The 23,302-nt window shown below is 67.5% G+C and carries 18 protein-coding genes and 1 pseudogene; 4 read left to right on the forward strand and 15 right to left on the reverse strand.

The window, feature by feature from the left end:
- Positions 1-81 precede the first annotated feature (81 nt).
- Entirely contained in the window at positions 82-2,250 is a 2,169-nt protein-coding gene (locus CA833_RS22385) for a TonB-dependent siderophore receptor (RefSeq protein WP_207080233.1), read from the forward strand.
- A 4-nt stretch (positions 2,251-2,254) separates the two neighbouring features.
- Here the strand turns inward: CA833_RS22385 and CA833_RS22390 are convergent, their stop codons facing one another.
- From CA833_RS22390 to CA833_RS22435, 10 genes are all read right to left on the reverse strand, one after another.
- Positions 2,255-2,659, reverse strand: a complete 405-nt coding sequence (locus tag CA833_RS22390; protein WP_242526415.1) for a Dabb family protein — start codon at positions 2,657-2,659, stop codon at positions 2,255-2,257.
- A 40-nt stretch (positions 2,660-2,699) separates the two neighbouring features.
- A complete protein-coding gene (locus tag CA833_RS22395; RefSeq protein ID WP_207080234.1) occupies positions 2,700-3,749 on the reverse strand; it encodes a LacI family DNA-binding transcriptional regulator in 1,050 nt (349 codons plus the stop codon).
- A 68-nt stretch (positions 3,750-3,817) separates the two neighbouring features.
- Positions 3,818-5,500, reverse strand: coding sequence for a GMC oxidoreductase (locus CA833_RS22400; protein ID WP_207080235.1), 1,683 nt, complete (start codon positions 5,498-5,500; stop codon positions 3,818-3,820).
- A 24-nt stretch (positions 5,501-5,524) separates the two neighbouring features.
- Positions 5,525-6,364, reverse strand: coding sequence for a sugar phosphate isomerase/epimerase (locus CA833_RS22405; protein ID WP_242526416.1), 840 nt, complete (start codon positions 6,362-6,364; stop codon positions 5,525-5,527).
- Between the two features lie 2 nt (positions 6,365-6,366).
- Entirely contained in the window at positions 6,367-6,948 is a 582-nt protein-coding gene (locus CA833_RS22410; protein WP_142639463.1) for a gluconate 2-dehydrogenase subunit 3 family protein, read from the reverse strand.
- Positions 6,945-7,784, reverse strand: coding sequence for a DUF1080 domain-containing protein (locus CA833_RS22415; RefSeq protein ID WP_207080237.1), 840 nt, complete (start codon positions 7,782-7,784; stop codon positions 6,945-6,947). Before CA833_RS22415 ends, CA833_RS22410 begins: the two co-directional genes overlap by 4 nt.
- A 14-nt stretch (positions 7,785-7,798) precedes the next feature.
- Entirely contained in the window at positions 7,799-8,725 is a 927-nt protein-coding gene (locus CA833_RS22420) for a hydroxypyruvate isomerase family protein (protein ID WP_207080238.1), read from the reverse strand.
- Positions 8,722-10,026 (reverse strand): sugar MFS transporter, encoded by a 1,305-nt coding sequence (locus CA833_RS22425; protein WP_207080239.1) that lies wholly within the window; start codon positions 10,024-10,026, stop codon positions 8,722-8,724. The genes CA833_RS22420 and CA833_RS22425 overlap by 4 nt, the downstream gene beginning before the upstream one ends.
- A 61-nt stretch (positions 10,027-10,087) precedes the next feature.
- Positions 10,088-11,131, reverse strand: a complete 1,044-nt coding sequence (locus CA833_RS22430; RefSeq protein WP_142638777.1) for a sugar phosphate isomerase/epimerase — start codon at positions 11,129-11,131, stop codon at positions 10,088-10,090.
- Positions 11,132-11,145: 14 nt separating this feature from the next.
- Positions 11,146-11,481 carry a cytochrome c family protein gene (locus CA833_RS22435; RefSeq protein ID WP_142639461.1) on the reverse strand — a complete coding sequence of 112 codons (336 nt, stop codon included), beginning with the start codon at positions 11,479-11,481 and terminating at the stop codon, positions 11,146-11,148.
- A gap of 179 nt (positions 11,482-11,660) precedes the next feature.
- On the opposite strand from CA833_RS22435, the gene CA833_RS22440 reads away from it, so the two are divergent.
- Positions 11,661-12,815, forward strand: a complete 1,155-nt coding sequence (locus CA833_RS22440; protein WP_207080240.1) for a Gfo/Idh/MocA family protein — start codon at positions 11,661-11,663, stop codon at positions 12,813-12,815.
- Here the strand turns inward: CA833_RS22440 and CA833_RS22445 are convergent.
- On the reverse strand, positions 12,810-13,613 hold the full coding sequence (locus CA833_RS22445; RefSeq protein ID WP_207080241.1) for a sterol desaturase family protein: 804 nt from the start codon (positions 13,611-13,613) through the stop codon (positions 12,810-12,812). The two genes, CA833_RS22440 and CA833_RS22445, sit on opposite strands and share 6 nt — an antisense overlap.
- A gap of 272 nt (positions 13,614-13,885) precedes the next feature.
- On the opposite strand from CA833_RS22445, the gene CA833_RS22450 reads away from it, so the two are divergent.
- Positions 13,886-14,722 (forward strand): LytTR family DNA-binding domain-containing protein, encoded by an 837-nt coding sequence (locus tag CA833_RS22450; RefSeq protein WP_242526418.1) that lies wholly within the window; start codon positions 13,886-13,888, stop codon positions 14,720-14,722.
- 21 nt (positions 14,723-14,743) lie between these two features.
- Here the strand turns inward: CA833_RS22450 and CA833_RS22455 are convergent, their stop codons facing one another.
- Complete coding sequence (locus CA833_RS22455) at positions 14,744-16,936, reverse strand: PKD domain-containing protein (protein WP_242526419.1); 2,193 nt, start codon at positions 16,934-16,936, stop codon at positions 14,744-14,746.
- A gap of 314 nt (positions 16,937-17,250) precedes the next feature.
- On the opposite strand from CA833_RS22455, the pseudogene CA833_RS27080 reads away from it, so the two are divergent.
- Positions 17,251-17,394 (forward strand): annotated as a pseudogene (locus tag CA833_RS27080) (NAD(P)/FAD-dependent oxidoreductase); the annotation flags it as partial.
- Positions 17,395-17,459: 65 nt separating this feature from the next.
- On the opposite strand, the gene CA833_RS22460 reads toward CA833_RS27080, so the two are convergent.
- Genes CA833_RS22460 through CA833_RS22470 form a run of 3 tightly spaced genes read right to left on the reverse strand, consistent with a single transcriptional unit; the run spans position 17,460 to position 23,243 of the window.
- The gene (locus CA833_RS22460; RefSeq protein ID WP_142638773.1) at positions 17,460-19,286 is read right to left on the reverse strand and encodes a response regulator; all 1,827 of its coding nucleotides are present in this window, start codon (positions 19,284-19,286) and stop codon (positions 17,460-17,462) included.
- Positions 19,276-20,160, reverse strand: coding sequence for a protein-glutamate O-methyltransferase CheR (locus CA833_RS22465; RefSeq protein ID WP_207080242.1), 885 nt, complete (start codon positions 20,158-20,160; stop codon positions 19,276-19,278). Before CA833_RS22465 ends, CA833_RS22460 begins: the two co-directional genes overlap by 11 nt.
- The gene (locus CA833_RS22470; RefSeq protein ID WP_207081276.1) at positions 20,145-23,243 is read right to left on the reverse strand and encodes a response regulator; all 3,099 of its coding nucleotides are present in this window, start codon (positions 23,241-23,243) and stop codon (positions 20,145-20,147) included. Before CA833_RS22470 ends, CA833_RS22465 begins: the two co-directional genes overlap by 16 nt.
- Between the last annotated feature and the right edge of the window lie 59 nt (positions 23,244-23,302).

A 23,302-nucleotide genomic window follows, 5' to 3' on the forward strand; every position in this document is an offset into this window, starting at 1 on the left:
GCCTCCCGGCCCTGACACAAGCCCGCCCGATCCCGGCGCCGGTGCGCCGCTTTTGCCGGGCAAATTCTCGAGGGGGGCTGCATGCATCGATTTACCGGAAACCGCAGGCGGCTCGCGCGGACCGTGCCTCTTGTCATCGCGCTGGCGCCGTTCGCACCGTTCGATCAGGCCGCCGCCGAGGAAGCGCAGCGGGACAGTGACGAGCGCGCCGAAGCGATCACCGTGACCGGCGTGCGCCAGGCCTATCGCGGCAATTTCGCGGTTTCGGAAATTCCCCAGTCGATCGGGGAGATCTCGGCCGAGACCCTTGAGCGCAGCGGAATCCAGCGCCTGACCGATGCGCTGGACCTCAATGCCTCGGTCGTGCGGCAGAACACGCTGGGCGGGCTGTGGGACTCGTTCGCGATCCGGGGCTTCACCGGCGACGAGAACCTGCCGAGTGGCTACCTGGTGAACGGCTTCAACGGCGGGCGCGGTTTCGGCGGGCAGCGCGATACCGCCGGGATCGAGCGGGTCGAAGTGCTCAAGGGCCCGGCGGCGGCGCTGATCGGGCGCGGCGAGCCGGGCGGCACCGTCAACCTCGTGACCAAGCAGGCCGAGATCGGCCGCAGCTTCGGCAGCGCCTCGGTGCAATACGGGAGCTGGGGGCGCCTGCGCGGCGACGGGGACGTCAATGCCCAGCTGACCGGCGGCCTCACCGCACGCCTGATCGGTTATGCCGAGCAGGGCGACACGTTCCGCGACCATGTCCACCAGTCGCGCTGGGGGTTCCTGCCCTCGATCGGCCTCGCGCTCGGCCCCGATACGCGGCTTACCTATGATTTCGAGAAGACCCGCGTGGACGTGCCGTTCGATCGCGGCATCGTGGTGCTTGACGGAAATTTCCGCACGGTGCCGCGTTCGCGCTTCCTGGGCGAGCCGGGTGACGGCGATACCACCGCCCGCGCCAGTGGACACCAGCTGCGCCTCCAGCACGAGTTCAGCGACCGCTGGAGCCTGCTGCTTGGCGGGAGCCTTCGCGATACCTTGCTCATCGGTTCCTCGTCCGATGCCGAAACGGTTCCCTCGCGCCAGGCGCTCTACGGCGATGGCCGCTCGCTTTCGCGCCAGCGCCGGACGCGCTACTACGATGCAAGCCACAAGGTCATCCGCGCCGAGCTGGCCGGGGAGTTCGAAACGGGGGGCCTGCGCCACCGCGTGCTGATCGGCGCGGATCATGACGCGTTCACCTACGATCAGGTGTTCCGCCGCTTTCGTCCGCCCAGCCTGACCACGGACCCGAGCGACGAGCAGGGCAACGTGATCGACATCCTCGATCCGGTCTACGGGCGCTTCGCGCTGCCGCAGACCAGTGTCATCACCGACCGCGTCGACCGGCAGCGCGCGACCGGCGCCTATGTCCAGGACCAGATCACGATCGACACGCGCCTCCAGCTTCGGATCGGCGGCCGCTACGACCACCTGACGCTGGAGACCGACAACCGCCTGAGCGGCGTCGACAGCCGCCGCCGGCGCAGCCGGTTCAGTCCGCAGGCCGGTCTCGTCTACCGGCTGAGCGCGAAGCTGACGGCCTATGCCGCTTACGGGCAGGGCTTCCGTGCCAATGTCGGTACCGATGCGGCAGGAGCGATCTTTGATCCGGAAACCAGCGAATCCATCGAGGCGGGGCTGAAGTTCACCGTGCTGGGCGGGGCGCTGAGCGGGACACTCGCCGCGTTCCAGCTGACCAAGGCCAACGTGCTCGCCACCGATCCCAATGCGCCGGGCTATTCGCTGGCGATCGGCAAGGCACGCAGCCGGGGCGTGGAATTCGATCTTGGCGGGCACCTGCCGGGCGGTATCGAGGTGCTGGTGAGCTATGCCTACCTCGATGCCGAGGCACGCTCACGCATGCAGGATCCCAATTTCCAGTTCCAGATCAATCCTGGCGATCCGCTGGTCAACATTCCCCGCCATAACCTTGCCATGCAGCTTGCCAAGGCCTTCTCCATCGGGAACCGTCAGGCGCAGGTCGGCGCCGGCATGCAGCACCTGGGCAAGCGCCTCGGCGAGACCGGCAGCGACTTCACGCTTCCCGCGCATACCCTGTTCCGGGTGTTCGGCAGCGTGGAGGTGATGGACCGGCTCGAACTGTTCGGCTCGGTTGCCAACCTGTTCGATGCGCATTGGTATGCGAACAGCTATTCGCCGCTATGGGTCCAGCCCGGCGCCCCGCGTACCGGCACCCTGGGCCTGCGCGCGCGGTTCTGAAGGGTCATCTCAGGGCCATGTCGTAGACCACGACCCTTGCCCACAGATGGCTGCAAGCCTTGACGAAGGCCTGATGGATCGGGTGGTCCTGGTAGACCTTCTGGTCTTCGACGCTATCGAAGAACATCAGTTCGGAGACGTCGTAGCTGCCATCGACGACGTCGCGTGCCTCGGTGTCGGCGGGAATGCCGATCTGCAGGTTCCGGATCACGGGAATGGCTGCCAAGGTGCGCAGGCCCGCCATCAACTGGTCGCGGTCCTCCTGCGATCCGGGGCGCTTGAGCCAGAAGAACACGTGGTGGACCAGTCCGGGCCGGGTGGGCGCGGCTTCGGCCCCGGCCGCCGAGAGCGCCATGGCGCTGCCGCCCAGCGCGATCATGGCCGCGACGTCCCGTCTGCTTGCATCCATGGTCTTGTTGTCCTTGTTCCGAGGTGGGCGGTGTGGGCGGTCATGACAAAGGCTCCGAAGCCCTGTGCGGGGCGATCGAGGCCCGTGTCACGATCGTATGGTCGAAGATCTCGTCGCTGACGTCGCTTCCGGTTTTGCCGAGCGCGGCGATCAGGCACTGGGCGGCGCGGTAGGCCATGTCCTCGACCGGCTGGCGAACGACCGTCAGCGGCGGCCAGAGCCGGGAGGCGAGGATGGTGTCGTCGAACCCGGTGACGGACAACTGGCCAGGCAATTGCAGGCCCTGCCGGTTGGCTTCGGCGACAACCCCGGCGGCAAGGTCGTCACTGCTGCAGATGATGGCGCTCGGCGGGGAGGGCAGGGCGAGGAGCTGCCGTGCCGCCGCCTCGCCCGAGGCATAGTCGAATGCGCCGTGCCGCACGATGAGACCGGGTTCCTCCGCCAGTCCGGCCGCGCGCAGGGCTTCGAGAAAGCCTTCGAGGCGGGCGCCGACAACGCTGTAATGGTCAGGCCCGGCGACATAGGCGATGCGGCGGTGGCCGGCGGCGATGACGTCCCGGGTGAGCGCCCGCATGGCGCCGCGATTGTCGATCCGCACGGTGGTGACATCGGCCAGCGCCGTTCCCGTGGCGATGGCGGCGAGGGGGACGCCGAGTTCTTCCAGAACCGTCGATCCGCTGAGCTGTTCGGCAAAGGGCGGGATCAGCAGCAGCGCATCGGCGCCCGAGCGCACGAGGTCCTGCGCCATGCGCTCGGCTTCCGCGCGGCTGCTGCCCTCGCCGTCGCGCAGCAGCAGTTGCAGGCCCTGGGCGTTGGTCGCGCGCAGGGCGCCCACCAGCACGGCATCCAGAAAGGGCGTGCGCCGGTCGCTGTAGAGCAGGCCCACGGTCGTCGCGCGCGACTTGGCGAGCCGCCGGGCCGCCAGGTTGGGGACATAGCCCAGTTCCGCGATCGCCGCGCGGACCGTCTCCACCGTGGCGGCACTGGCCCTGCCGGCGCCGTTGAGGACGTTGGACACGGTCATCGCGGATACGCCGGCGCGCTGTGCCACGGCGCGGATCGTCACCCCGTTTTCGTTACGCCGCGCCATCAGGTCATTGTCTCCATAGCCTCCGATAGCGTGTTTCCGCCGCCTTGCCAGCGCCGGAAACGGCAAAGTCAGATCGTCCCGGCCTTCATCGCGGCGACAGCGTGATCCACTGCCCGCGCGGTCAGCGCCATGAAGGTCAGCGAGGGATTGACGCAGGAGACCGAGGCCATCTGCGCGCCGTCGGTGACGAACAGGTTGGCGGCGTCGTGCGCCTGGTTCCACTTGTTGAGCACCGCGCTGTGCGGATCGTCGCCCATGCGCGCGCCGCCCATCTCGTGGATGGCATCGCCGGGCACATGCTCCTTCACCTTGCTCACCACGTTGGTCAGCCCGGCGCCGCGCAGCATCCTCTCGCCCTGCTCGCGCGCATCGGCCATCATCTTCAGTTCGTTGTCGCGGAACGTGACGTTGAACTGCATCAGCGGCACCCCGAAACGGTCCACCTTGTCCGCGCTCAGGGCGACGTGGTTGTCTTCGTAGGGCAGGCATTCGCCAAAGGCGCCCATCTGGAATTTCCAGCCGCTGTAGCGGCGCATGCCCGCTTTCATCGCGGCGCCGAAGCCGACCGGCCTTGACGGTTCGCGGTAGGCCGCGCCCTGGTAGCCGTAGCCGCGGTGGAAGCCGAGGCCTTCGTCCCGCCCGTTGTTGCGGAAGCGGGGGACATAGATGGCGCCGGGGCGGCGGCCATATTCGATGAACTCCTCCATGCCCGGAATGTCGCCCTGCACGCCGACGCGGAAGATATGGTCCATCACGTAGCGGCCGAGCGTGCCGCTGCTGTTGAAATGGCTGCGCCCGGTGCCCTCGGCGCGCGAGTTCATCAGGACCTGCAGCGAGCCCATCGTCGAGGCATTGAGGAAGACGATCCTGGCGCGCACCACTTCCGCCTGCCCGGTCTTGGCATCGATGAAGCGCACGCCGGTGACCTTGCGGCTGGCGGGATCGTATTCGAGGCTGGTGACCACCGCATCGGAGCGCAGCGTCAGTCGACCGGTCGCCCTGGCGGCGGGCAGGGTGACGGCCTGGGTCGAGAAATAGGCGCCGAACGAACAGCCGTTGCTGCACTGGTTGCGCAGCTGGCAGCGGGTGCGGTTCTGCTCGGGCTTGTCCTCGGTCATGTTGGACAGGCGGGCATTGATCATCTTGCGGCCCGGGAAGGCGGTTTCCAGCCGCTGCTTCATCCACTTCTCGGCGATGTTCATCGGCATCGGTGGCTGGAACTCGCTGTCCGGCAGGTAGTCGAGATTTTCCCGCGAGCCCGAGACGCCGATATATTTCTCGACATAGCCGTACCAGGGCAGGAGGTCGTCATAACCGATCGGCCAGTGGCCGCCGATGCCCTCGCGCTTGTTGGCCTCGAAGTCGGCGGCGCTCCAGCGGAAGCTCCAGCGGCCCCAGATCAGCGACTTGCCGCCGACCGCGCCGGGGCGGATCCAGTAGAACTTGCTGCCTTGCGCAAAGTCGTAGGGGTTCAGCCGGTCGTTGTTGTAGAAGGCCCGGTTGCTGGGGGCGACGTAGCCGTGCTGGGCGATGAAGTAGTCGCTCTCGCGCAGGCCCTCGGGCATGATGTTGCGCGCCGGGACTTCGTAGGCGGGCTTGCCGTCGTAGGTGTAGTCCTCGAGATGCTCGACCATGTGGCCGCGATCGAGCATCAGCACGCGCAGGCCCTTTTCGGTCAGTTCCTTTGCCGCCCAGCCGCCGCTGATGCCGGAGCCGATGACGATCGCATCGAACCTGTCGGTTGCCGCCATGATGTTCTTCTCCCGGATCGAAGGTCAGAAGCGCAGGGCGCTGAGGGTCTGGAAGCTCTTGGTGATGTCGGGCAGGAAGGGCGCGGGCGCCTGGTCGTTCTCGACATAGAAGTGCCGCGCGCCGGCAAGGCCGTTGAGCTTGAAGATCCCGGCAAAGTCGATCGTGCCGGCGCCCACCGCGGTCATGCTGCGGTCCGCCCGCATGTCCTTGACGTGGTAGGCGTAGATGCGCCCGGCGAGACGGCGGATCAGCGCCAGCGGATCTTCCCCGGCGTGGACGGCCCAGTAGATGTCCAGTTCGAAGCGGACGAAGGCAGGATTGCACGCCTTCAGCATCCGCTCGTAGAGGCTGACGCCGTCCGGCTTCACGGTGAACTCGAAGTCGTGATTGTGGTAGGCGAAGCCGAGACCGGCGGCCTTCAGCTTCTCGCCGAAGCGGTTGATGTTGACCAGCGCCGCGTCCCAGGCCTCGGCGTTGCGGTATTTGTCGACCATGTAGGGCAGGACGATGGTGTCCGCGCCCAGCGTGCGCGCCATCGCCACGCTGGCGTCGAAGTTGCCGAGCAGCGCATCGTAGCCGACGTGGATGGAGGGGCAGGAGAGGCCCAGCCGGTCCATGGTGCTGCGCAGCCGCGCGTGATCCATGGTGTCATAGCCGCCGCCGCCGTATTCCACTTCGCGGTAGCCGATGCGCGCGACGCTTTCGAGCGTGGCGAACGGATCGGCCGCGAACAGCTCGCGCACGGTATAGAGCTGCAGGCCGACCTTCTTGATCTGCGCGGCACCGGCGAGGCCGGCAAGCAGGGGCTGGCTGGCAAGCGCGGCAAGGCCGCCGGCGCCCAGCATGAGGGAACGACGATTCATGATCATGCGGAATAGACCTTGTTGACCTGGGAATAGGGGAAGGCGCCATTGTATTCGCCGGGGACGGGCAGGTATTCGCGTTCCTGGGTGATGCCGATCTCGGAGGTGTAGTAGCCGACGACAACCATCTGCCGGAACGCCTTGAAGAACTCCTCGCCATCGGGAAACGCGTTGTTCATCGCCAGGGTCAGCAGCGCGTCCTGCTGTTCGGGGCTGGCCTGGGCGGCGGGGAGCTTGTAGTCCTGACGGCTGCGCGCGTCGATTTCGGCCAGGCCGGAGAGGATCGGCAGGCGATCTTCCGGCAGCGCCCAATCCGCCAGCAGCTTCTCGACATAGGCGGGAACCCCTGCGGCAATGGCGCCGGGGGTGTCGGTGGTGGGCACGATGCGTTCGCACAGCGCGGTCATCAGCGCGCGCTGCCCGGGCGTGAACACCTGGATGCTGGCCGCGCCCTCGTCGATTACCGGCATCGCGGCTCCGGTGGTGATCCCGGCGGCGCTCCCGGCTGCGCGGGCAAGGGGGGCAAAGAGCTGGGCGCCGAACATGGCGACCATGCCTGCAAGCGCGTTTCTGCGATCCATTATCGTGCTGTCCCCTTGAGGTCCTGCTGGAGGTCCTGAGCGATGGCCTCTTCCGGCAGCGGGCGGACCCAGATGTTGCGGAAAGACACCGGCGAATTGTGATCCTGCAACTGGATCGGCGCCTTGTCGGCGTGGGCCTGATACTGCGCGACCTTGCGCCAGACGGTGGTGCCCAGCATGGCCTGGTGGTTCTGCACCAGCACGCCGTTCAGCAGCACGGTGACATAGGCCGGGCGCAGCAGCGCACCGCCGGCGTCGAAGCGCGGGCGTTCGAACACGATGTCGTAGCTCTGCCATTCGCCGGGCGGCCGCGAGGGGTTCACCAGCGGCGGTTTCCACGCATAGACCGCGCCCACGGTGCCGTCGGCATAAGTCGGGTTGCGGTAACCGTCGAGGATCTGGACTTCATAGCGCTGCATGAACCAGATGCCGCTGTTGCCCCGGTCCTGCGAGGTCTTCTCGGGCGGGTTGGGCGAGCGGAATTCCAGATGCAGCTGGACGTCGCCGAATTCCTGGTTCGAGACGAGGTTGTTCTCGCCGCCGCTCGCCGCCCGCGAGGGGATCGTCATGACGCCGTTGGCCAGCGTCCACGGCGCGCGCTCGCCGTGCCAGGCATCGAGCGAGGTGCCGGAGAACAGGACGATGGCATCGGAGGGCGGGGCGCCGGGAGCGGCGGCCGGCGTGACTTCGGCCGGCGCGGGCCGGTCGGGATCGTGGACGTGCCATGTGCCGCCGGGCAGCATCGGCGTATCCCTGAACCCCGGCTTGTCCTGCGCCTCCACGCACGTGGCCGTCAGGATGGAGCCTGCCACCACCAGGCCGATCGGGACATGTCGCATCCACTCGCTCCCTTTCATGTCTTGTCGATGGCCCGGTAGGCGGCGATCAGGCGCTCCTCGCCCTCGCGGCCGGGGACGGAGTTGCCGTGCTCCATGCCGATCACGCCGTCATAGCCACGGGCGCGCAGCCACCGGGTGATGGTCGCGTAGTTGATCTCGCCGGTTCCCGGTTCCTTGCGGCCGGGATTGTCGCCGAACTGGATATAGCCGATCTCGGCCCAGCAGCTCTCGAGCGTCGGGATCAGGTTCCCGGACTGGATCTGCTCGTGGTAGAGATCCGCCAGGATCTTGACGCCGGGACCGTTTGCGCCGCGCGCGACCGCATAACCCTGCGCGATGGACTGCATGAACACGCCGGGGTGGTTGGTGCGGGTGTTGAGCGGCTCCATCACCAGCGTCAGCCCGTGCGGCGCGACGATGTCGCCCGCGCGGCGCATGCAGTCAATGATGCGGCCGGTCTGGATCGCTTCGGGCACCTTGCGGTCCATGAAGCCGGTGACCACCGTCATGTGCCGCGCGCCGAGCCGTTTGGCGACCGCGATCGAGGCGCGGATGTCGGCCAGAAACGCCTCCCGGTCGCCGTCGTCGTTGCTGCCCAGCACGGGGCGGAAGTCGGACCACTTCGGCATGCTGGCGACAAAGACGCCCATCGTCATGCCGCGCTGCGACAAGGCGCGAGCCATGGCCTCCTGCTGTTCGACGGGCCGCTTGGCGGCCTCGTTGTCCTCCCAGGCGCGAAAGCCCTGGTCGGCGGCAAAGGCGATCTGCTCCAGCAAGGCGCCGCGACTGGCAAAGCTGCCCTCGTGCGGGGCATAGCCGAGCGAGAAATAGGCGGCGTTGGAACTGCCCTTGCGCGCAGCCGCATGCGCCCCTGCCGAAAGGGCCGGTGCAGCAGCCGCGGCCAGCCCGGTGGCGATCACGGTGCGCCGGGTCAGGCTCATGCCGCGCCCTCCGCCAGACCGCCGGTTTTGCGGGCGGCGCGCCGCTCGGCCAGCCAGATCACGCCGAACACGATCAGCAGCGTCAGCGGGACAAAGGTCAGCCGGGCAAAAGACTGCGAGGCGGCGGCATCTTCCACCGCCGTGAGCGCGGGCCCGGTGAGCTTCGTGAAGGCGTCCGGTCCGCCGGCCAGCTCGACCTTGGCCGCGTCGAACATCTCGCCAAGGCGCGGCAGCACAAAGAAGCTCGCCAGCGCACCGGCCGAACCGACCAGCCCGAGCGCCCAGGAATCGCCGCGCGGGTAGCGTTCGGCAACCGAGGCCAGCATCGTCGGCCACATCGCGCAGACGCCAAGGCCCCAGACGGTCGATGCCAGGATCGCGGAAACCGGGGACTGGGCCTGCGAAAGCAGGAACAGCCCGATCGCGGCGAGCAGGCTGGAGACCCAGAGCAGGCCCGGATTGGACAGGCGGCCGGCGATCCGTCCGGCGAAGTGGCGGAACACGAACATCAGCGCGCTGACATAGACCAGCAGCAGGATGCCGCGCATGCCGACGCGGTTGCTGAGCGCCACGTCGATCCACTGGCCCGGCGCCAGCTCGGAAGAGGCGGTGAGGAACATCGCTCCGAACCAGATGAAGAAGCTGGGACGGCGCACCACTTCCAGCATCATGTCCTTCATCGCCCGCTCGCCGGCCGCCGCGGGCGGCTCGGGGAAGCGGGTCGTGGCGGCGATCATGATGACAAGCACGGCGGGAAGGAACACCAGCGCCATGATCGCCTGCCAGGGCAGCAGCGGCGCCAGGAACACGCCGGCGAGCCCGCCGACGATGAGCCCGCCCGGATACCAGGCGTGAAGCACGTTGAGCCGGTGGGTGGTGGCTTCGGGATAGAGCCGCGCGGTCAGCGGATTGATCGATGCCTCGGCAAAGCCCCAGCCGATGCCGCTCAGCAGCATGCCCAGCCAGACGAGGTGGTAGACCGCCATGCCGCTGGCGAACAGGCCCGCCCCGACGATCAGGGTGGTGCCGATGAGGAAGGCGATCCCGCAGCCGATCAGCACGCGGCGGATGCCGATCCGGTCCAGCACCGCGCTGACCACAAAGACGGTGATCGAGAAGCCGAGGAACGCCGAGCCGAGCGCGGCGCCGATCATTTCGCCCGCCGAAATCGGCGCGACGGGGTCGATCCACTGCGCCTTCAGGCTGCTGGCGACTGCCGCGCGCAGCGACGCGCTCATCGACGCGGTGAAGAGCGCCAGGACGCTCAGCCAGAATAGCCTTTGCCGGTTTATGTCCGTCATGCCCGATCCTCTACCCATGGGCCCCGTGTTGTCTGTTATCGGGGACGTGTTTGCCGTGCCGTCAGGTCAACCCCAGCCAGCGCCGGTTGTTGGCGGGATCTCCGCCCCCTGCGAAATCGTCGAATGCCCGCTCCGGACGGCGGATCATGTGCGCCGCGATGAAGGGTGCCCCCTCGCGCGCGCCGTCCTCGGGGTGCTTGAGGCAGCACTCCCATTCGAGCACCGCCCAGCCCTCGTAGCCATACTGGGTTAGACGCGAGAAGATGCCGGTAAAGTCGACCTGCCCGTCGCCCAGCGAGCGGAAACGGCCGGGACGATCGACCCAGTCGGCATAGCCGCCATAGACGCCCGCCCGCCCGGTCGGATTGAGTTCGGCGTCCTTGACGTGGAACATCCTGATGCGCTCGTGATAGATGTCGATGAACTGGAGGTAGTCCATCGCCTGCAACACGAAGTGGCTGGGATCGTAGAGAATGTTGGCGCGCCGGTGGCCGCCTACGGCATCGAGGAAACGCTCGAAGGTCAGGCCGTCGTGCAGGTCCTCACCGGGATGGAGTTCGAAGCAGAGGTCGACCCCTTCCTCGTCGAAGCTGTCGAGGATCGGCTGCCAGCGCCGCCCCAGTTCCGCGAAGGCTTCCTCCACCAGACCGGCGGGGCGCTGCGGCCAGGGATAGAAGAACGGCCAGGCAAGCGCGCCCGAGAAGGTGGCGTGGGCCGTCAGCCCCAGGCGGCGGCTGGCCTTTGCCGCAAGCTTGAGCTGATCCACCGCCCATGCCTGCCGCTGCGCGGGCTTGCCGCGCAGTTCGGCCGGGGCGAAAGCATCGAAGGCGGCGTCATAGGCGGGATGGACCGCCACCAGCTGGCCTTGCAGGTGGGTGGACAGCTCGGTGATCTCGACCCCGGCCTCGCGGCAGCGCCCGGCCAGTTCGTCGCAATAGTCCTGGCTTTCGGCCGCCAGCCCAAGGTCCATGCAGCGCGGATCGTTGCTGGGCACCTGGATGCCCTTGTAGCCGGCCTGCGCCATCCACCGGGCGGCATTGTCCAGGCTGTCGAACGGGGCGGCATCACCCATGAACTGCGCCAGAAAGATGGCAGGACCACGCATCGTGCTTGTGCCCCTTACTTCAGGCTCTTGAGATAGGCGACGATCGCGGCGCGCTTGGCCGGATCGGGCGTGGCGATCGGCATCCGGGTGCCGGGCACCTTTTTGGCCGGCGCGGCGAGGAAGGCGTCGAGCGTCTTGTCGTCCCAGCTCAGCTTCGAGCCCTTGAGCGCGGGCGAATAGTTGAAGCCAGGGGCAGCGGCGGCCTGGCGTCCGGCCACGCCGTTGAGGTTGGGGCCGACACCGTTCTTGCCGCCCTTGTCCACGCTGTGACAGGCGCGGCAGGCGTTGAAGGCGGCGGGTGCGGTCTGCGCCGCGGCGCTGCCGGCGGTAAACAGGGCGGCCAGCATCATTGCTGCGGCGAGGGTTCTCGGGCGCGGGGTCATGGGGGGCAGGCTGAGGGGTGCTGTCATGCGCATCCTCGACTCTCCGTCTTATTTCTTATTGCCATATGTTTACCGGTAAATCATATCGGATCAAGGCTGAAATTCATGACTTTATGGTATTCTGAAAAATACAAGGGAGAGCGGTGATGAAACGGACCCTGCAACTGGCCATGGTGGGCGGAGGCGAGGGCGCCTTCATCGGCGCGATCCACCGCGCGGCGGCGGCGCTCGACGGGGACTGGCGACTGGTCGCAGGGGCCTTCAGCAGCGATCCCGCGCGCAACCGGCGCTCGGGCGACATGCTGGGCATTGCACCGGCGCGCACTTATGCGTCGCTGGAGGCCATGCTTGCCGCGGAATCGGGTCTGCCCGAAGCGGAACGGGTGGATGCGGTGTCGATCGTCACGCCCAACCACCTCCACGCGCCGATGGCGATTGCCGCGCTGGACGCCGGTTTTCACGTCTTCTGCGAAAAGCCCATGGCGCTGAGCACTGCGGAAGCGCAGGAAATCGCGCAGGCTGCGGCGCGTTCCGGCCGTCACTTCGCGCTTGCCTTCACCTATAGCGGTTATCCCTTGATCGAGGAGGCGCGGGCGCGGGTCGCGCGCGGCGATTTCGGCAAGGTGCGGCTGGTCCAGGTCGAGTATTCGCAAGGCTGGCTCAGCCAGCCGATCGACCGGGACGGCAACAAGCAGGCCGAATGGCGCACCGATCCCGCGCGCGCCGGGCTGGGGGGCTGTCTCGGCGACATCGGCACCCATGCCTTCCACCTGGCCGAACACGTATCGGGGCTCCGGGTGGAGCAGCTCTGTGCCGACCTCGCGACCCACGTTCCGGGTCGCCAGCTGGATGACGATGTCAGCGTGCTGCTGCGGCTCGATAACGGTGCGCGCGGCGTGCTCAAGGCCACCCAGGTCGCGGCCGGGGACGAGAACGGCCTGAAGCTGCGTATCCACGGCGAGGCGGGCGGTCTCGAGTGGTCGCAGATGGAACCCAACAGCCTGGTGCTGCGTTGGCTGGACCGGCCGATGGAAACCGTGCGATCCGGCGGTCCGGGGCTGGCGCCGTCCACCTTGCAGCGGCTGCGCACCCCGGCGGGCCATCCCGAGGGCTACATCGAGGCTTTCGCAAACCTCTACCGCGCCTTTGCCGCCCGTATCCTCGGCGATGCGCCGGGCCCGGACGACGCATTCCCATCCGTCGCGGCGGGACTGCGCACCATGGCATTTGTCGAAAGCGTGGTCGCCAATGCCGGGTCTGACAGCAAATGGACGCAGCTGGAGTTTACGCCCGGGTCATGAGTTCACCGCCTGGGCTTCGCCGCCTTCCGCGCTCAGTCCCGGGAGGCCGCGGTCAGGCACCGTGCGCGCCTTGATCGCGTCGAAATCGGCTTCGTATCGCTTGCGTATGGTTCCGCAGAGACGGTCCCAGATCGTCGTGTAGCCGCCGTAATTGCCGGTGAAGTAGCGATGGTGCTGGTCGTGGAACGTCGCGGTGATGAACCACTTGGTAGCCCAGGTGCGGTTCCACCAGCGCGGCAGGAACTCGTATCCGGAGTGCACGTAGAGACCCATGACGATGTTGGTCGGCAGGATCAGCGCCATCGTTGCGGGATGAACGGTGAAGATCGCCAGGAACAGCGGCACGAAGCCGCCGTTGATGATCGATTCCAGCGGATTGACGGAGAGTGTCGTCAGCAGGTTGGGCGAGGTCGACTTGTGGTGAAGCTTGTGCACCCAGCCATAGAACGGCTCCTTGTGCATCCAGCGATGGAGCCAGTAGAAATAGGTGTCGAACAGGAAAAAGTACGCGCCGAACTCCAGCGCGATCATCCACCAGGGGGCAGGGCCGCTGTGGAAGGTGATCCAGCCCTGCGCCTTCAGCCAGCCAGTAGCGGCGCCAAGGATCTTGCCCGAGATCAGCAGGGTGATCACGGCGACGATCGCTTCGTTGCGCAGTGTCTTCCACTTGAACCCGCGCGGCTGGATCTTGCGGGCCTTGAAGAATCCGCTGACGATGCCGGCAACCACGCCGGTGGCGACAAAGGCCCATAGCCAGACGGTGAGCGCCTGTTCACCGGTGAAGAGCGTTTCGATCATGGCGGCGCTCAGGCCAGTGCGACGGCAAAGGCGATGGCATGGGCAAGCACGGCAAGCATGCCGGCAACAAGGACCGGGCGATACGGGATGGCGGGCATGGCAATCTCCTGAAGTCTCGTGCGGCCCCAACGGGAGGTGCCGCCTGTCCGGTTTCAGGTGACAGGCCGCGATTGGCGGGCAATCGGTTTTACGTTACGTTGGCAAGGCCGCCGCAAAGTCGGCGAAAATGCGGCGATTTTCCAATTGGCGCATCGTGAATGGGGAGATGCTGCGTGCGCTGGCTGCGCCGGATCCTGATCGAATTCTGGGCCATGGCGATCGCCGCCGCGATCATCGGTTTCCTGGGCCCGTTCGGCACCTATCTCGAGGGGGATTTCGTGGGCCGGGTCTGGCGCTGGTGGATGCACCTGATGGGCGCCTACGTGCTGGTGCGGCCCTCGATCCTGCTGTGGACCCGGGTGGCCGAGGCGACCTCCTTGCCCCGGCAGATGCTGGTCTATTGGGGGGTGTTTCTGTCGAGCTTTCCGCTGGCGCTCCTGTGGCGCTGGAGCGCGACGGCGTTCTTCCACCAGCTTGAAGGCTTCGCGGGTATCTTGCCCTTTGCGGTCTTGAGCGCGATCGGGGTTCTGGCGATCGTGGATCGTGCGCGCCGTCTCGATCACCGGCTGGCGGCCATGCTCAAGCCGGATCAGGCCGAGGTGCCGGCGATCGCGGCGGCAGGTGGCGCACCGCTGCCGCCGCCGGGTGATGCTCAGCCTGCGTCCAGCCCCGCACCGCGTCCCCCACCGCGTCTTGCCGCGCGGCTTTCTCCCGGTTTTCACGGCCCGATCATCGCCTTGCAAAGCGAGGACCACTACGTGCGGGTCCACGGCGTGCGCGGTTCCGAACTGGTGTTCATGCGGCTGCGCGATGCCATCGCCGAGATGGACGACTGGCCGGGGGAGCAGGTTCATCGCAGCTGGTGGATCACCCGCAGCGCAATCGCCGGAATCGCGGCCGACGGACGCAATCGCAGCCTCACCCTGGTCAACGGGGCGGTGGCGCCGGTGGCGCGCGATTCCGTTGCCCGTCTCGAACGGGCGAATTTCCTCACGCTCGGCACCGGGTAACGCCGCCGGACAGCCGCGCCGCTACTGCACCACGACCCGCATCCGGCCAAGATTCTGGATCCGGCCAAATACGGTCGTGCGACTGCCCTCGCGCTGGGACACGCCGCGCAGGGTCGGGAAATAGGTGCCGGGCCTGTCGAACCGGTGGGTGATGGTGACCGTGGCGGTCTTGCTGCCGGGCTTGACCGGTGAGGAGACCGCGAAAGTGCCGGCGCCTTCGAAGTCCCACTGCGCCGCAACGATCGAGCCGGAACCGGGCGGGACCTCGATGGTGCCCGTGAAGGTGACCGTTTGACCAGCGGCGATGTCCGCGCGGGCGCGGCCACTGGACGTGAGCGTGACCACCGGCTGGATGCCGAGCCGCGCGGTCGCCTCGGCGGGAACCACGATCTGCCCGTCCTCGTATCGATAGCGGGTCGAGGCGGGGGGCGCGATTCCCTTCTCCACCCACAGGGCAAGGTCGCGCAGCGCCTGGTTCAGTACCGGCACGTAGCTGACCGTGCGGGTCGGATCCTCCTGGGTATCGCTGTCGCCATGCAGGGCCCGGTCGGTGAACCATAGCCGGAAGTGATCGTCGGTAGCGGCGCCGAAATGCTTTTCCACCCGCGCGCGGTACCAGTCGGCCGACCAGGGGTAGGCTTCGCGGTCCCACAGCGATTCCACCAGGATCATCTTGCCTTCGAAATTGCCTTCCGGCACCGAACCGGCGGTGGCTTTGGTGAACAGCGGGCCCAGCAGCATCGGCCGCTGGGGGTAGATCGGCGTGCCGTCCGGCCCTCTGAACTGGTCCCAGACCCGGAATTCGGCGGCGGGCACCTGATGGCGGTGGTAGGTCTGGGCGGCGAGGAAGTTGCTGTTGTCGACCTGCACCGCGTCTCCCGCCGCGAGCCGGGCCGCGACGATGGGATCGACGATGCCGAAGATGGCCGTGTCGCCCTCGATCCTGCTCAGGGTCAGCCGCGCGCCTTTTGCGTCGCCGGACAGCACGATGAGGTCCCCGCCCAGGAACGGGATCGACGGCGGCGGCGAGGACAGGCGCACCGCGACGACGGTCCTGGCCTCCTTGTCCTGCATTGCGGCGTAGCTGTCATCGACGTTGCCGGTGGTCTTGCCGTTGGTAACGCCCGTTTCCAGATGCAGGCGCCGGGCCTCGGCGCCGGTTACCAGCGCGGCGATGGCGGCCTTGTGCTGCATCCGGTAGCCGTTGAAGCTCTCCGGGTGATCGAACCCGTAATAACCGGGTTTTGTCCAGAACTCGGTGAAGTAGGAGGGATCGGCCATCACCATTCCGCCGTAGAGCGCGGCAAAGCCGTGGATGCCCATCGTCTTCCAGCCGAACCAGGACTGCATGGGGAAACCCATGCGTGTCACTTCGCGCAGGGCGGCGGCCTGTTCGCCGGTCAACCCCGCATAGGGATCGCCGCTGCCGCCCGGCTCGACGGCGTCGACGATCTGCGGGAACTTGCCGTCGAGCAGGCGCATGGCGTGCATGCGCACGGTGAAGCTGTTGGGGATGGCCATGCTGGAGCCCAGCACATAGGGCACCGCTCCGTCCCAGACGTCGCGGGTGTTCTCCATCGATCCGACGGTACGATAGGCGCCGCCGCTGCCGCCATAGGCATAGCCGTAGGGGCGCTTGCCCCCGTACATTTGCAGGGCCAGGACCCGCGAGTACCGGGCTGCGGCGGCATTGGCGCGGTAGGCGCCGATGGTCGGATCCTTGGAGCCGAAGCCGGCGACGGCTGCCCCGCCGCCATTGGTTTCCACAAAATATCCGCCGCTGGCGACCGAGAAACCGATCTTGTCGTTGGCCGGGGATGTGGGGTGCTGCGCCAGGTTCTCGTTGTCCGGGGCCGGCGTGAAGTGCTGGAAGAACCGGCCCTGGTATTGCGACTTGGGCGGAAAATAGAACGAGAAGCGTGTGTCGGTGCCCTTGAAGCCGCCATGGACATAGCGGTGGCGGACCGGTGCATCGCGCCATTCGTCGACATCGACATAGGGCTCGGCGAAAAGCGGGTCTGCAGCGGGCGCGGTTGTTTCCGCCGTGGTTGCTGCCGAGGCCGTCGGTGCAGGCGTGGTTTCAGCCAGAACCGGCGTTATCGCCCCCGCAAGCGCCGTCGCAGCCCCGGCCAGGCCGAGGAGGAGCGTGCCGGTCGCGCCCGTGCGGGGCAAAGCGCCGAGCGGCAAGAGTGCGCCTTCCGAGGTTCCGGTCAACGCGCGCTGACGGACGAATCCGCAAGTCCTTTTCATGTCCTCTCCCCTGTTCGGCGTCGGCGGGATTTCCCGCCCTGCCGGTGGTTCGCCGCTGCCGTCCTTGTCGCCTTCGCGATCTTCGCAAGCACCGGAACCACGGCTGTGGCAGACCGGCAGCCGCTTGGCGCACCAAAAATTCAGCATGCGAAATAATATCGGGACGCCGATGCCGACCAGCGGCACGAGCATTCCGAGGGGCGGATCGGCATCGCTCTTCTTCGGGTTGATGGCGGCAATCGGGGTGACGCTCTCGCCGGGGCGGTGCGCAGGACGGCATTGCCCTGCGCCAGAACGGTTCTGCCGGAACCGTCACGGTCATCGGCCGCGAGCCGGAATAGCCTTACGGGCGCCCGCCGCACTCCAAGGAATACTTCGCGCGGGAGAAGACCTTCAACCGCCTCCACATCCGCCTGCCGTCGAGGTGCCGGCCGATGCGGGAACGCCGCTCTAGGAACTGCTCTGAGGGAGGGGCGGGGGCGGCGCTTTACTGCGCCGCTTCGGCCGCCAGTTGCAGGACCATGGCATTGACTTCGGTGCCGAGGAAGGGCTTGCCCAGCATCGGCCGGGTGCTGTGCCCGGCTGGCAGGTGCGAGCGGTCGTAACCGCTGACGAATGCGAAGGGCGTCTCGCGCGCGGCCAGTTCGTCGGCGACGGGATCGATGCGCTCGCCGTTGAGATTGCCGTCGAGCAGGGCGAGGTCGGGCGCCGCCTCGCGGATCAGGGCGATGGCCTGTTCGCAGGTTGTTGCCGGGCCGACGGGGATCGCGCCGGAATCCTCGATCTCCATGAACAGTTCCATCGCCACCAGCGGTTCGTCCTCGACGACCAGGACCTTGAGGCCCCCCGCTGTCGTTGCGGCTGGCACGTTGGCGGGTTCGGGGCTGGTCGGGGGTGTCATCGCGGCACGCGGCTCCTTGCGGTTTTCGGCAGGCGGGGCGCTGTCGCCCATCGGCAGGGACAGGCTCCAGCAGAGGCCATCGGCGGCATAGTCCGCGACGACGCGGGCGCCATCGGCCGCCATGCCCTCTTCCATCAGCGTGGTGCCGAAACCGCGCCGCTGCGGTGCGGTGACCGGCGGTCCCCCGCGCTCGCGCCAGGTGAATTCGAGACGATGTTCATCCCGCCGCCACTGCATCGTGACGGTGCCGGTCTCGTTCGACAAGGCGCCGTACTTGTGGGCATTGGTCGTCAGTTCGTGGAGGATGAGCGCGAAGCGCAGCGCCAGTTCGGGGGGCAGGTCGATGTCCGCGCCCGAGAGGTGCAGGCGGTCTTCGCTGACCGCCCCGATCGCCACCTGCCCGGCGATCAGGTCCTTGAGGCTGGCCGCTTCCCAGGTCGCGGCGCTGAGCAGCGAATGGGCGCGCGACAACGCCTGGAGGCGGCCGGAGAAGGTGGTCTGGAATGCGTCCGGCGAGGCGGCATGGCGCAGCCCCTGCGAGGCGATGGCCTGCACCGTCGCCAGCGTGTTCTTGACCCGGTGGTTAAGCTCGCCGATCAGCAGCCGCTGGGTTTCCTCGGCCCGGTGGCGCGCGGTCACGTCGAGCAGTTCGATCATGACGCTGGCGCCGCGAAAACCGGTTCCGGCCAGCGACGAGCAGTACCACTCACCCTCCCGAACCTCGCCGTCGGCGCGGATGAAACGATGCTCCTGACGTTCGCGGCGATCGCCGCCTTCGAGCAGCGCCCGCATCGCCGCGATGAAGTCCGCGCGGCCGGTTTCCGCCAGGAACGGGGCGTCCTTGAGGCCGAGGCCCAGCATGTCCTCGGCGGTGAAGCCGATCTCGCGCTCGGCGCTGCGATACCAGCTGGCGATGCGCAGGCCGGCATCGATCTCCAGCACCGCGAGCGGGGAATTGTCGCCGTGTGCGCGGACCCGGCCGAGGGCGAGGCCCAGTTCGTCGCGCTGCCGGGCAATCTCGCGGCGCTGGCGCGCGAGTTCGACAAAGACCGCGATCTTGGAATTGAGTTCGGTGATGTCGAGGGGCTTGAGCAGATAGTCCACCGCGCCGGTCTCGTAGCCGCGAAACTTGCGTCGTTCGTCGGTGGCGACGGCGGTGAGGAAGATGATCGGCACGCCGCGGGTGCGCTCGGTCCCGCGCATCAGTTCGGCCAGCTCGAAGCCGTCCATCTCGGGCATCTGGACGTCGAGCAGGGCCAGCGCGAAGTCCTCGCGCAGCAGGGCTTCGAGGGCTTCGAACCCGGAGGAGACCGTCACCAGTTCGACGCCGGGCTGGTCCAGCGCGGCTTCCAGCGCGGCCAGGTTGTCGGGAATGTCGTCGACCGCGAGGATCTTGAGCGGCTCAGTGAGCAAAGGCGTTCTCCTCTGCCTGGCGGGCATTGCGCCGCCAGATCTTTTCCAGCGGCGCGAAGTCGGAGAAGCTGTCGGCTTCCCCGGAGAACTGCACCGTTTCCTTGGAACCCAGACCGAGGAATCCGCCTTGCGGCAACGACTGGGCAAACAGGCCGAACGCCCGGTCCTGCAGGACGCGGTCGAAATAGATGAGGACGTTGCGGCTCGACACGAACTGGACTTCCGAGAACACCGCGTCGCTGGCGAGGTTGTGGTCGGCAAAGACCGCGCGCTTGCGCAGCGAGGGATCGAAGCGGGCGACGCCGAAATTGGCGGTGTAGTAGTCCGACAGCGAGGCGCGCCCGCCCGCTTCGCGGTAATTGCGCGAGAAACCGGCGATCCGCTCGATCTCGAAGACGCCTGCCTCCGCCTTGGCCAGCGCGGCGGGGTTGATGTCGGTGCAGTAGAACATCGTGCGGTCGGCAAGGCCCTCCTCGCGGAACAGGATGGCGAGCGAATAGAACTCCTCGCCATTGGCGCAGCCCGCCACCCAGACCTTGACCGACGGCCATGTCCGCAAGTGCGGCACCACCTGTTCGCGGATGGCGCGGAAATACTCCGGATCGCGGAACATCTCGCTGACCTGGATGGTCAGGAAGCCGATCAGCGCATTGAGGCTGTCGGGATCGTGGAGGATCCGGTCGAGCAGGCCCGACAAGTGCGTGCAGCCGAAATGCGACTGGGCCCGTTGCAGCCGGCGCAGCAGCGAGGCGCGCGAATAGTCGCGAAAGTCGTACTGGTAGCGCCGCCAGATTGCCTCGACGATGAGGTCGGCCTCGATGTTCTCGAGGGTTTCCTTGGGGCGCGGGGCGCGGCTCCTCATCGCGGCATCCATACGCGCACCAGGCTGAGCAGCTTGTCGACGTCGAGCGGCTTGGACAGGTAGTCGTTGGCCCCGGCCTCGATGCATTCGAGGTGATCGCGTTCCATTGCCTTGGCGGTGAGCGCGATGATCGGCAGGCGGCCCCACTGTTCGTGGCGGCGGATCTCGCGGGTGCAGGCCAGCCCGTCCATTTCCGGCATCATCACGTCCATCAGCACGAGATCGACCGGCGGCCCGTCGCTGTCCGCCGCGCGCGCGAGTTCGGCCAGCGCCTCGATGCCGTTGCGGGCAATGCGCACCGAGACGCCGTGGGGTTCCAGCACCGAGGTCAGCGCATAGACGTTGCGGATGTCGTCCTCGACGACGAGGATGTGACGCCCTTCCAGCGCGGCATCCCGGCCCAGCGAGCGGGCGAGCAACTGCTGCTTGTCCTGCGGCAGTTCCGAGACGACCTGGTGGAGGAACAGCGTCACCTCGTCGAGCAGGCGTTCCGGGCTCTTGGCGCCCTTGACGATGATCGACTTGGAGTAGCGGCGCAGGCGCATCTCCTCCTCTTCGGAGAGTTCGCGGCCGGTATAGACGATGACCGGCGGGAAACTGACGCTTTCGTCGTGGGCCAGCCGGTCGAGCAGGTCCAGCCCCGACATGTCGGGCAGGTTGAGGTCCAGCACCATGCAGTCGAACGTGCCGTCCGCCAGCCGTTCGAGACATTCCGCCGCGCTCTGCACTTCGACCGTCTCGACATCGCGCGAGGCGAGCAGGTGGTGCACGGCATCGGCCTGGCGGGCATCGTCCTCCACCACCAGCACCCGGCGCAGGCGCTGGGCCATGCGGGCCTCGAGGCCTTCCAGCATGGTGACCAGCGTTTCACGGGTGACCGGCTTGAACAGGTAGCCCACCGCGCCGCTGGCAAGCGCGCCGTGATCGTCGTGGTCGGCCGAGACGATGTGCACCGGGATATGCCGCGTGCGGGTATCGCGCTTGATCCGGTCGAGCACCGAAAGGCCGGTGTGATCGGGCAGGTGCATGTCGAGGATGACGGCCTGGGGCAGGTATTGCCGGGCCAGCAGGGCCCCTTCGTCGGCGGTGGTGGCGATGAGGTACTGGAAACCCAGTTCATGCGCGAGATCGCCGAGGATGCGGGCGAAGGCCACATCGTCCTCGACGATGAGGATGACGCGGGAATCGCCGCTCAGCGCCTCGCGGTCGTCGGGCACGGCGATCGCGCGCGGTGCGGCGGTGGGCGCGGCGACTTGCGGGGCGGGCGATCGGCTGGCCGAGCGGGGCAGGGCGGCGGTCTCGGCGGCGGCGAAGCGTTCGGGCACCTCGATCGCGAAAGTGCTTCCCTGGCCCGGCGCGCTGACGAGCGAGATCGTCCCGCCGAGCAGATGGGCCAGTTCGCGCGAGATCGACAGGCCAAGGCCGGTGCCGCCGAACTTGCGGGCAATGCCGCCATCGGCCTGGCGGAACGCCTCGAAGATCGCGTCCTGCTGGTTTTTGGCGATGCCGGGGCCGGTGTCGCGCACGGCAAAGACCACATGGCCGGGCTTGCCGGCCCGCACGCTCAGCGCCACTTCGCCGGCGGCGGTGAACTTCACCGCGTTCGAGAGGAAGTTCTTGAGCACCTGTTCGAGACGGAGCCCGTCGGTCTCGATGGCGGCGGGGGCGCCGGGGGCGATCTCGACCGAGAGACGCAGGCCCTTCTCGGCGGCGGGGACGGTAAAGGTATCCTCCAGCCGGCGGACGAGGGTGCCGACCGGCATCTCCGCCGGTTGCAGTTCGAGACGTCCGGCCTCGATCTTGGAAATGTCGAGTACGTCGTTGATGAGCAGCAGCAGGTCGTTGCCCGAGGACTCGATGGTCTCGGCGTATCGGACCTGCTCGTCGGTCAGGTTGGCGCCGCGGTTGTCGGCCAGCAGGCGGGCCATGATCAGCAGCGAGTTCAGCGGCGTGCGCAGTTCGTGGCTCATGTTCGCCAGGAATTCGCTCTTGTAGCGGCTGGCCTGTTCCAGTTCCTCGGTCTGGTTTCGTAGCTGTGTCTGCGAGCGGGTCAGTTCGTCGCGCTGCGCCTCCAGCGACTGGGCCTGTTCCTCCAGCTGCGAATTGCTGCGTTCGAGTTCGGCCTGCTGCTCTTCGAGCTGGGCCTGCGACTGGAGCAGCAACTTGCTCTGCGCTTCCAGTTCGTCGTTGGTGGCGCGCAGTTCCTCGCTCTGGTTCTGGAGTTCCTCGGCCTGCTGCTGGGTTTCGGCGAGCAGCGTCTCGAGCCGGGCGCGGTACTTGGCGGCGCGCAGGGTCAGGCCCAGTGGCCCGGCGACGAGTTCCAGGAACGCGGCAAAGTCCTGCGGGAGGGCTTCGTCGGTATCGAGGAAGCCGAGTTCGAGAACCGCGTTGACGGCGTTGTCGACAACTGTGGCGCCCAGGACCAGCCGGGCGGGCGTGCCCCGGCCCAGTGCGGAGCCGAAAGCGAGATAGCCGGCGGGAACCTGTTCCACCAGTGTCGTGCGGCCGTGGGTGATCACTTCGCCCAGCAGGCCGGTGCCGGGCGCGATCTCCTCGGGCACCCCGGCGTCGGCGGGGACCCCCCAGGTGGCGATGCGGCGATAGCTGCCGTCGCCCTGCACGAAGATGGCGCCGGCAATCGCGCCGAAACGCTCGCCGATGAAGGCGAGGGCGCGGCTGCCGACATCGGCGAGCGGCAGGTTGCCGGCGGTGGCGCGGGCGAGTTCGGCCTCGCTGGCGCGGAGCCATTGCGCGTGCCGCGTCTCGTTGCGGTAGCGGATCAACAGGTAGCCGATGCCCGCCACCAGCAGGTTGGTGGTGCCCGAGAGTGCACGGTTGATGAACGCGACTTCGGGGCCGAGGCCGTCTGGGGCCACGAAATAGGCGATGAACGCGCAGCCGATGCCGGCGATCGCGGCGAGCAGCGGGATGATCTTGCGCTGCGCGGCATAAGCCAGCACGGTGGGCAGCAGATAGAGCACGCTGACGCCGGTGCCGAGCGGCACCAGGATGTCCAGGGCAAGGCACAGCACGAGCGCGCCGGTAACCGCCGCGGCAATCTTGTTCTGCGGCGTGAATGCCGGGCCTGGTGTCATCGTCATACTCTGGGAGAGGAAACCGGCACGCGGCAAGACGGCGCGGCCCCCATCCCATG

The organism is Novosphingobium sp. KA1 (assembly GCF_017309955.1).
Taxonomy (GTDB): Bacteria; Pseudomonadota; Alphaproteobacteria; order Sphingomonadales; family Sphingomonadaceae; genus Novosphingobium.

Bases quoted from the DNA above. Each gene is read 5' to 3' on its own strand.
- CA833_RS22435 (WP_142639461.1), bottom strand. From the start codon at position 11,481: ATGATGCTGGCCGCCCTGTTTACCGCCGGCAGCGCCGCGGCGCAGACC.
- CA833_RS22400 (WP_207080235.1), bottom strand. From the start codon at position 5,500: ATGGCGGCAACCGACAGGTTCGATGCGATCGTCATCGGCTCCGGCATC.
- CA833_RS22420 (WP_207080238.1), bottom strand. From the start codon at position 8,725: ATGAGCCTGACCCGGCGCACCGTGATCGCCACCGGGCTGGCCGCGGCT.
- CA833_RS22405 (WP_242526416.1), bottom strand. From the start codon at position 6,364: ATGAATCGTCGTTCCCTCATGCTGGGCGCCGGCGGCCTTGCCGCGCTT.
- CA833_RS22390 (WP_242526415.1), bottom strand. From the start codon at position 2,659: ATGGATGCAAGCAGACGGGACGTCGCGGCCATGATCGCGCTGGGCGGC.
- CA833_RS22425 (WP_207080239.1), bottom strand. From the start codon at position 10,026: ATGACGGACATAAACCGGCAAAGGCTATTCTGGCTGAGCGTCCTGGCG.
- CA833_RS22465 (WP_207080242.1), bottom strand. From the start codon at position 20,160: ATGGATGCCGCGATGAGGAGCCGCGCCCCGCGCCCCAAGGAAACCCTC.
- CA833_RS22430 (WP_142638777.1), bottom strand. From the start codon at position 11,131: ATGCGTGGTCCTGCCATCTTTCTGGCGCAGTTCATGGGTGATGCCGCC.
- CA833_RS22445 (WP_207080241.1), bottom strand. From the start codon at position 13,613: ATGATCGAAACGCTCTTCACCGGTGAACAGGCGCTCACCGTCTGGCTA.
- CA833_RS22440 (WP_207080240.1), top strand. From the start codon at position 11,661: ATGAAACGGACCCTGCAACTGGCCATGGTGGGCGGAGGCGAGGGCGCC.
- CA833_RS22385 (WP_207080233.1), top strand. From the start codon at position 82: ATGCATCGATTTACCGGAAACCGCAGGCGGCTCGCGCGGACCGTGCCT.
- CA833_RS22415 (WP_207080237.1), bottom strand. From the start codon at position 7,784: ATGCGACATGTCCCGATCGGCCTGGTGGTGGCAGGCTCCATCCTGACG.
- CA833_RS22470 (WP_207081276.1), bottom strand. From the start codon at position 23,243: ATGACACCAGGCCCGGCATTCACGCCGCAGAACAAGATTGCCGCGGCG.
- CA833_RS22395 (WP_207080234.1), bottom strand. From the start codon at position 3,749: ATGGCGCGGCGTAACGAAAACGGGGTGACGATCCGCGCCGTGGCACAG.